Annotated in this window: 11 protein-coding genes and 1 tRNA gene; 3 read left to right on the top strand and 9 right to left on the bottom strand. The window is 68.8% G+C overall.

The window, feature by feature from the left end; genetic code table 11:
• Positions 1 to 67: 67 nt before the first annotated feature.
• The 6 genes from VED21_RS29100 to VED21_RS29075 form a co-directional block, all read right to left on the bottom strand.
• Positions 68 to 520, bottom strand: a complete 453-nt coding sequence (locus VED21_RS29100; protein ID WP_324888708.1) for a hypothetical protein — start codon at positions 518 to 520, stop codon at positions 68 to 70.
• On the bottom strand, positions 517 to 1,071 hold the full coding sequence (locus VED21_RS29095) for a hypothetical protein (protein ID WP_324888706.1): 555 nt from the start codon (positions 1,069 to 1,071) through the stop codon (positions 517 to 519). Before VED21_RS29095 ends, VED21_RS29100 begins: the two co-directional genes overlap by 4 nt.
• A gap of 13 nt (positions 1,072 to 1,084) precedes the next feature.
• Positions 1,085 to 1,552 carry a hypothetical protein gene (locus VED21_RS29090; protein ID WP_324888704.1) on the bottom strand — a complete coding sequence of 156 codons (468 nt, stop codon included), beginning with the start codon at positions 1,550 to 1,552 and terminating at the stop codon, positions 1,085 to 1,087.
• 23 nt (positions 1,553 to 1,575) lie between these two features.
• Positions 1,576 to 2,073, bottom strand: a complete 498-nt coding sequence (locus VED21_RS29085) for a hypothetical protein (protein WP_324888702.1) — start codon at positions 2,071 to 2,073, stop codon at positions 1,576 to 1,578.
• On the bottom strand, positions 2,070 to 2,513 hold the full coding sequence (locus VED21_RS29080; protein WP_324888700.1) for a hypothetical protein: 444 nt from the start codon (positions 2,511 to 2,513) through the stop codon (positions 2,070 to 2,072). The genes VED21_RS29085 and VED21_RS29080 overlap by 4 nt, the downstream gene beginning before the upstream one ends.
• 366 nt (positions 2,514 to 2,879) lie before the next feature.
• A tRNA-Ser gene (locus VED21_RS29075) sits at positions 2,880 to 2,970 on the bottom strand.
• A 97-nt stretch (positions 2,971 to 3,067) separates the two neighbouring features.
• On the opposite strand from VED21_RS29075, the gene VED21_RS29070 reads away from it, so the two are divergent.
• Positions 3,068 to 3,370, top strand: a complete 303-nt coding sequence (locus tag VED21_RS29070) for a hypothetical protein (protein WP_324888698.1) — start codon at positions 3,068 to 3,070, stop codon at positions 3,368 to 3,370.
• Between the two features lie 23 nt (positions 3,371 to 3,393).
• On the opposite strand, the gene VED21_RS29065 is transcribed toward VED21_RS29070, so the two are convergent.
• Together VED21_RS29065 and VED21_RS29060 are read right to left on the bottom strand one after the other, a co-directional pair.
• Positions 3,394 to 3,612 (bottom strand): DUF2061 domain-containing protein, encoded by a 219-nt coding sequence (locus tag VED21_RS29065; RefSeq protein WP_324888696.1) that lies wholly within the window; start codon positions 3,610 to 3,612, stop codon positions 3,394 to 3,396.
• 106 nt (positions 3,613 to 3,718) lie between these two features.
• On the bottom strand, positions 3,719 to 4,510 hold the full coding sequence (locus tag VED21_RS29060; RefSeq protein ID WP_324888694.1) for an alpha/beta hydrolase: 792 nt from the start codon (positions 4,508 to 4,510) through the stop codon (positions 3,719 to 3,721).
• 67 nt (positions 4,511 to 4,577) lie between these two features.
• On the opposite strand from VED21_RS29060, the gene VED21_RS29055 reads away from it, so the two are divergent.
• Entirely contained in the window at positions 4,578 to 5,795 is a 1,218-nt protein-coding gene (locus tag VED21_RS29055; protein WP_324888692.1) for a glycosyltransferase family 4 protein, read from the top strand.
• A gap of 20 nt (positions 5,796 to 5,815) precedes the next feature.
• Here the strand turns inward: VED21_RS29055 and VED21_RS29050 are convergent, their stop codons facing one another.
• Complete coding sequence (locus tag VED21_RS29050; RefSeq protein ID WP_324888690.1) at positions 5,816 to 6,115, bottom strand: hypothetical protein; 300 nt, start codon at positions 6,113 to 6,115, stop codon at positions 5,816 to 5,818.
• 274 nt (positions 6,116 to 6,389) lie between these two features.
• Between VED21_RS29050 and VED21_RS29045 the strand changes: the two genes are divergently transcribed.
• A partial coding sequence (locus VED21_RS29045) for a threonine--tRNA ligase (protein ID WP_324888688.1) occupies positions 6,390 to 7,480 on the top strand: 1,091 nt, incomplete at its 3' end.

Genomic DNA, 7,480 nt, shown 5'->3' with positions numbered 1-7,480 from the left:
CGTCCGATGCCACCCGGGAAGGTGACGCCACGGCCACGCTCGGGCAACCGGTTTTCGCGAGCGCCGCCTAGTCCACCTCGTTGGCGGTCAGGAACATCGCCTTGGACAGCGCCGCGAAGAACTGCTGGTAGGGCTCGGCGTCGGAGACGGCGACCAGATTGTATTGCGCGGAGGCACGCACCGCCGTCTGGGTCTTGCCGCGCGGGCGCACCGTGACGGTCATGCGCATGGCGTAGCCGGACAGCTTGGTTCCGCTGACGATGCCGAGCTGCTCGTCGGCCTTGTCGATGACGAAGCCGAGGTCCTGCAGGCTGGCGATCACGTTGCGGATGGTCAGGTTGCGGTCGGTCGTGTCGAACGCCCGCGTCTGGATCGCGCGCAGTTCGACCTGACTCTTGTCGGTCGCCAGCACCTGCTGCCTGGAGTCGGTCTGGCAGGCGCCAAGGAGCAGCAGGGTCGCGGCCGCCAGGGCCAGCGCTGCGCCGAGGCCCCGCTGTCCGGCGCGTCGGGTCGGGGTCATATCTGGTGGGCCTCCAGGAACACGGATTGCGACAGCCGGTCGAAGAACTGCTGGTAGATCTCCGGCGCGCTGATGGTTTCCACGCGCGACACCTGGTTCTTTGTGTTCCAGATGACCCGCTGGAAGGTTGCGCGCACGACGATGCCGCTCCGGTCCGCCGTGGGTTTCGTGACGACCGAAAGCCGGATCTTCTGGTTGGCATCCCACACCGGGTCGGCCCGCCCGCCCATCGCCGCGACGAGCAGGGCGAAGAACACCTGCCCGGCGACCTGCCCGGCCTCCACGGCGTCGCGGTCCTTCGACCCGACGATCAGGCCGGCGCTCGCCGTCGTCTCCTCGGTGGTGAACCCGAGGTCCTGGAGCACGCCGGCGGCGGCGGCCAGGATGGCCCGCTCGTCGGCGGTGTCGAAGCGGCGGGTCTGCATCTGCCGCTGCCCGAGGCTCTCGGGCGCCAGGGTGAGGGCGGCCGCCTGCTCCTTCACCGCGGCGGTCTGCTGGCACGCCCCCAGCATCGCCATGACCAGGGCACACGCGGCCGCCCTTCGACGCATGGTCCGGCCCCGCTCAGAAGCTGCTGGAGCGGTAGGAGAAGTCCCGGACCCGGCTGGCCTCGTCGAACTTGACGATGACGGTGAGCGTCCGCTGCGTGGTGCTGCGCGCCCCGGCGGCGCCGCTCACGCCCGCCCCTCCGGCGCCGCCGCCCAGGCCGGCGCCGATCGGGCCGCCACCGAAGACCAGGGCGTTCACGCCCCCGGCGCTGGAGGAGTAAACGGTCTCCGTGGAGACCTTGTCGTAGACCCAGCTTTCGCGCCGGCGGTCGTCCGTCGTGACCATGTTGGGCGAGCCGAGCGCCTCGACGACCTGGGCGCTGGTCATGCCGACGCGGATTTCCCGCTGCACCTTGCCCACCGTCATCCGGTCGGCGTCCTGCGCCTGGCGCACGGCCGCCGCGTGCTCGCCCGCGCTCTGGCAACCGGACGCCAGCAGGACGGCGAGCCCGAGCGCGGCCAGGGCGGTGTGTTTGGAAGACATGCGTGACCTCGTGCTTGGAACGGTTAGGGCTTGGCGGTCGTGTTGGCCGCGGCGCCGGCGGCCGGCGGCGCGTCCTCGGTGCCGGGAACGTCCAGCGCGGTCAGGAACATCGCCTTGGCGAGCGGCTCGAAGAACAGCTGCTGATAGAAGGCCGGATCGTCCACCTGGCTTTCGACGCCTGGGTTGAGGAGGAGGGCATTGCCGCGCACCACGGTCTGCGACTGGCCGCGCGGGTAGACGGTGGCGGTCATGCGCAGCTTGCCCAGCTTGGTCGCCGAAACGGTGCCGGCGGCCGGTTCGACCTTGTCGATGCCGTAGCCGAGGTCCTGGAACGTAACGATGACGGTGCGCAGCGTCTTGGCGCGGTCGGCGGTGTCGAAGGCGCGGGCCTGCATCGCCCGCAGCTCGACGGGGCTCTTGGTGCTGAGCACGACCTGGGACTGCCGGCCGCTCTGGCATCCGGCGACGGCCAGGGCCAGGGCGCCGACGAGGGCGAGGCGGAGGCTGGTGGAGGGGGTCATATCTGGTGCGCCTCCAGGAACGCGGCGGCCGAGAGCTTCTCGAAGAACTCCTTGTAGAGCTGCGGCTCCATGAGCAGCTCGGCCTTCCAGGCATGGCCGTGGTTGTTGATCAGGATGCGATCGAACGACGTCCGCACCTCGGTCTGCCGGGCGTTCGAGACGGGCAGCGCCGACACCGTGACGCGGATGGTCTGCTCCTGGTCCCAGGTCGGGGTGTTCACGCCGCCAAGCAGGGCCATCATGATGGTCAGGCCGATCTGCGCGGCCACCTGCCCGCTCTCGTGGGCGTCGCGCTGCTTGGACGCGACGATCACGCCGACGTCGCTGGAGGCTTCGGAAATGGTGAAGCCGAGATCCTGGAGCGTCTGCGTCGTCGCTTCGAGGAGAACCTTGTCGTTCTGGCTGTCGAATCGGCGGGTCTGGAGCGCCCGCAACGCCACGGCGTTCTCCGGTGGCTTTCCGATGGCCTTGGCAACGTCGTTCGTTGTCTGGCAAGCGGAAAGAAGGCTGAGCGCCAACAGGGCCCCAGCTATTCTAATGCGACTGCGCACGCCACCCTCTGCTTAATATCGAAGTCGTGCTTATATCACACCAAATACGATCATATGATGCAAGGGCGGCCGCATATGGCGTGCGAAATATATTTTGCACCACCCCGGCGCCACACCGCAGGTTGCGGCCGGCGCGCGCCTCGGCGGGCTGCTGCGGTTGCGGTCGATGTTCAGCGCGGGTGGAAACGCATGGGGCGTTCGGGACATCCCCGAACGCCTGCCCGAAGGCCTTGGCTCGCAAGGCGTCAGGAATAATGGCGGAGGGAGAGGGATTCGAACCCTCGATACCCTTTTGGGGTATACTCACTTTCCAGGCGAGCGCCTTCGACCACTCGGCCACCCCTCCGCAACGGCGGCGAACATAACCATCGGCCGCCCGCTGCGCAAGCCCTATGAGCGACCCATATCGTTGATCGCAAGCTGAGCCGTGAAGGAGAGCGCCGATGGTCGTGTTGCGCATACTGGGGGCGCTGTTCGTGGCGGCCGGGCTGGGGGCGCTGGCGTGGGACGCCACGCACGCGGAGGGCGGCTTCCGCCTGTCGGCGCTGGGGGAGCTGTGGTACGCGCTGTCGCCCGGCACGCTCGACCTGCTGCGCGCCGTCACCAGCCGCTATGTGGCGCCGGAGCTGTGGGACCCGGCCATCGTCTCGGTGCTGCTCCAGCCCGCCGTGCTGGTGCTGGGCGGGCTGGGCATCCTGCTGGTGCTGCTGGGGTCGCTGGGGCGGCGGCGCTCGCGCTGGGAGTGAGGGCTGTTCAGGCCGCGGCGGACTCAGGCGGCGGCGGGCAGGACGCCGGCCGGCTCCGTTTCCGCCGTGCGGCGGCTGGCCAGCCAGGCCCAGACCTTCTCGTGCAGGTGATAGGCGAAGGTGTTGCACAGCGGCTCAACCAGCGCGACGGTGCCGCCCACGGCGATGCTGCCCGTCAACAGGTAGCCGACCGTGAAGGCCACCGTGAAGTGCACGCACGCGAAGCTGAAAGTCTTGCTCATGGCCCGTCCCTCCATCGTCCTGTGGATGGAAATGTGGCCCGTTCCGGGCGCCCGGTCCAATCGCAAGTTCCGTGTGCAGCGATAGGTTCGGCCTATCGATGCCGCTTTACCCGACGGTGCGCACGAGGTCGGCCAGGGTGCGGCACAGCAGGTCGATGTCCTGGTCGCGCGACAGGCGGTGGTCGCCGTCCTTCACCAGGGTCACCCGCACGTCCGGCGATGCCAGCGCCTCGGCCAGACGCAGGCTGGTCTGCCAGGGCACGTCGGCGTCGGCCATGCCGTGCAGCAGCCGTACAGGGCCGGTGAAGCGCACGGGGTCCCCGCGCAGCAGCAGGTGGGCGCGCGCCTCCTCCACCAGCGTCCAGGTCACCGGCTTGGGATCGGGGAAGTACTGGGAGGGGCGGTACCACGCGCCCTCGCGCTGCATCAGGGCGCGGGTGGCGGGGTCGAGCGCGTCCCAGATCAGGTCCTCGGTGAAGTCGGGGGCGGACGCGATGCCGAGCAGCCCGGCCACCCGCTCCGGCCGGCGCTGCGCGGCCAGCGTCATGATCCAGCCGCCCATGGAGGAGCCGACGAGGATCTGCGGACCCTGCGTCACCTCGTCCAGCACGGTCAGCGCGTCGGCGGCCCAGGCGCCGATGGTGCCGTCCTCGAACCGGCCGCCGGAGGCGCCGTGGCCCTGGTAGTCGAACCGGGTGAAGGCGAGGCCCTGGCGGGCGGCCCAGGCCTCCAGCGCCACCGCCTTGGTGCCGGTCATGTCGGACATGAAGCCGCCCAGGAACATCACGCCGGGCGCGCCATCGGGCTTGCGGGCGGGGGTGTGACGATAGGCTATGGTGGCGTCGCCGCGGGTCAGGCTATGGTGCGCGCCGCCCGGGTCGGGCTGTGGTCCGGTCATGTCGGTTTCCCCATGTCCGTTCGTCAGGCCGGCCCCCGATGGAGCGGAACGAGAGCGCGGCTGCAGCATGGACGTCGATCCCCACCTTACCACCGGGCCACGGCCTGACAATGCGTCTGCGGCGTTCGGCGCCACCGCCACCCGCCCGGCGGTGGTGCTGCAGGTGCTGCCCACGCTGGTGACCGGCGGGGCCGAGCGCGGCTGCATCGACGTGGCCATCGGGCTGGCCGAGGCCGGCGCCGTGCCGCTGGTGGCCAGCCAGGGCGGACCCATGGTGCGCGAGTTGGACCGCGCGGGGATCAAGCACATCACGCTGCCGCTGGCCTCCAAGAACCCGCTGACCATCCGGCGCAACGCCAAGCGGCTGGAGCAGGTGATCCGCGAACACGGCGTGGACATCGTGCACGCCCGCTCCCGCGCGCCGGCGTGGAGTGCGTGGATGGCCTGCGGGCGCACCGGCGCGCATTTCATGACCACCTTCCACGCGCCCTACAACTTCAAGGGCGGGCTGAAGCGCTGGTACAATTCGGTGATGGCGCGCGGCGAGCGGGTGATCGCCATTTCCGAGTTCGTGCGCGACCACGTGCTGGCCAACTACGACGTCGACCCGGCGCGCGTGCGGCTGATCCACCGCTGCTACGACCCGTCCGTCTTCGCGCCGGAGCGCGTCAATTCGGCGCGGATCATCCAGCTGGCGAAGCAGTGGCGGCTGCCGGACGACCGGCCCGTCATCCTGCTGCCCGGCCGGCTGACCCGGTGGAAGGGGCAGATCGTGCTGATCGAGGCCCTGGAAAAGCTGGTGCGGACGCTGGGGCACAAGGACCTCTGCTGCCTGCTCGTCGGGTCCGACCAGGGGCGCAGCGGCTACCGGCAGGAGTTGGAGGAGCGCGCCAAGCGCGCCGGGCTGGAGGGCGTGGTGCGCCTGACCGGCGACTGCTCCGACATGGCCGCCGCCTACACGCTGGCGACCGTGGTGGTGTCGGCGTCCCGCGAGCCGGAGGCGTTCGGCCGCGTCATCGTCGAGGCGCAGGCCATGGGCAAGCCGGTGATCGTCACGTCCATCGGCGCCTACCGCGAGACGGTGATCCCCGGCGAGACCGCCTGGGTGGTGCCGCCGGACGACGCCGACGCGCTGGCCAAGGCGCTGGGCGAGGCGCTGGCGCTGAGCGACGCCGAACGCGCGGCCATCGGCGCGCACGCCCAGGCCTTCGTATCCCAGCGCTTCACCAAGGAGCGCATGGTGGCGGAGACGCTGGCGGTGTACGGGGAACTGCTGGGGGCGTGAGGCCGCCCCCAGGGCTGCCGTCACTGGCGGACACACCCGACGTCAAGCGCACGGTTGCGCAGGACATCGGCGACTTTGAGATGCGCCTGCGCCAGCGCCGCCAGTGTGGACGGCGTGACTGCCCTGTCGTTGGGCCGGGGATTGTTGCCTATCATGCGGCCTGCCCGATCCAGCATGGCCTCCGCAAGGCGCGCATGGCCGTCCGTCTTCTTGTGTAAGCTGCTACATTCTTCCTGCTTCTCGGCATTCGACATCTGCGCCGCGGCAATACCGAATGAAGAAAAAACCAGAAGTACAGCAACCGATACCAGCCGCATCATCGCCAGGATTGGCCTCCATGAGTTTCATGCCGCACAAATTTATTATGCGTCCAGGGCTTTACCCCCGTCAAATATATCCATCGGATAGTATGCTTTTCCGCTTCCTGTGCCGCCGCGCCGCGCTCCACGGTCGCCCCCACCGCTTCCGCGGCTTTGCTGATACCGCGCATGACTCGTGCGGCGGCGGGCATGCTTGACAGCCCGGTTCATATATTTAGAGTCCCGCATCCCGACTGAGTCGGGACACGCAAACTTACGGAAAACGGTGATACCGGTGTCGTCCAACATTGCCATTACGCTGCCCGACGGCAGCGTGCGCGAATTCGACGGGCCGGTCACGGGGGCAGACGTTGCCGCCGCGATCGGGGCCCGGCTGGCCAAGGATGCGCTTGCCGTCAAGATCGACGGCGCGGTGAAGGACCTCACCACGACTATCACTGCGAACGCGAAGATCGAGATCGTCACGCGCAGTCATCCGGACGCGCTGGAGGTGATCCGCCACGACGCCGCCCACGTGCTGGCCGAGGCCGTGCAGGAGTTGTATCCGGGCACGCAGGTCACCATCGGGCCGGCCATATCCAACGGCTTCTATTACGACTTCGCGCGCGAGCAGCCCTTCACGCCCGACGATCTGGAGAAGATCGAGGCGAAGATGCGCGAGATCGTCCAGCGCAACGCCGCCATCGTGCGCGAGGAGTGGAGCCGCAACGACGCCGTCGAGTACTTCAAGAAGATCGGCGAACACTACAAGGCCGAACTGGTCGAGGCGATTCCCGAGGACCAGGTCATCAGCGTCTACCGCCAGGGCGACTGGCTGGACCTGTGCCGCGGCCCGCACGCGCCCACCACGGGCAAGGTCGGCACCGCCTTCAAGCTGATGAAGGTGGCCGGCGCCTATTGGCGCGGCGACAGCCGCAACCCGATGCTGCAGCGCATCTACGGCACGGCGTGGCGTGACGAGAAGGAGCTGAAGGCCTACCTGACCCAGCTGGAGGAGGCGGAGAAGCGCGACCACCGCCGCCTGGGCAAGGAGATGGACCTCTTCCACACGCAGGAGGAGGCGGCCGGGTCCGTGTTCTGGCACCCCAAGGGCTGGACGCTGTACCGCACCCTGGAGAACTACATCCGCGCCAAGCTGGAGCGCGCCGGATACCTGGAGGTGAAGACGCCGCAGCTGATCGACAGCTCGCTGTTCAAGGCGTCGGGCCACTGGGACATGTACGGCGACAACATGTTCAAGGTGGAGGCGGACGAGGGCAAGAAGTTCCTGGGCATCAAGCCGATGAACTGCCCCGGCCACGTGCAGATCTTCAACAACGACCTGCGCTCCTACCGCGACCTGCCGATGCGTCTGGCCGAGTTCGG

The sequence above is a fragment of the Azospirillum sp. genome, from assembly GCF_035627195.1.
Classification (GTDB): Bacteria; Pseudomonadota; Alphaproteobacteria; order Azospirillales; family Azospirillaceae; genus Azospirillum.
This window is presented reverse-complemented; position numbering and strand designations above follow the sequence as displayed.

Bases quoted from the DNA above. Each gene is read 5' to 3' on its own strand.
- VED21_RS29060 (WP_324888694.1), bottom strand. From the start codon at position 4,510: ATGACCGGACCACAGCCCGACCCGGGCGGCGCGCACCATAGCCTGACC.
- VED21_RS29085 (WP_324888702.1), bottom strand. From the start codon at position 2,073: ATGACCCCCTCCACCAGCCTCCGCCTCGCCCTCGTCGGCGCCCTGGCC.
- VED21_RS29055 (WP_324888692.1), top strand. From the start codon at position 4,578: ATGGACGTCGATCCCCACCTTACCACCGGGCCACGGCCTGACAATGCG.
- VED21_RS29070 (WP_324888698.1), top strand. From the start codon at position 3,068: ATGGTCGTGTTGCGCATACTGGGGGCGCTGTTCGTGGCGGCCGGGCTG.
- VED21_RS29090 (WP_324888704.1), bottom strand. From the start codon at position 1,552: ATGTCTTCCAAACACACCGCCCTGGCCGCGCTCGGGCTCGCCGTCCTG.
- VED21_RS29065 (WP_324888696.1), bottom strand. From the start codon at position 3,612: ATGAGCAAGACTTTCAGCTTCGCGTGCGTGCACTTCACGGTGGCCTTC.
- VED21_RS29050 (WP_324888690.1), bottom strand. From the start codon at position 6,115: ATGATGCGGCTGGTATCGGTTGCTGTACTTCTGGTTTTTTCTTCATTC.
- VED21_RS29100 (WP_324888708.1), bottom strand. From the start codon at position 520: ATGACCCCGACCCGACGCGCCGGACAGCGGGGCCTCGGCGCAGCGCTG.
- VED21_RS29095 (WP_324888706.1), bottom strand. From the start codon at position 1,071: ATGCGTCGAAGGGCGGCCGCGTGTGCCCTGGTCATGGCGATGCTGGGG.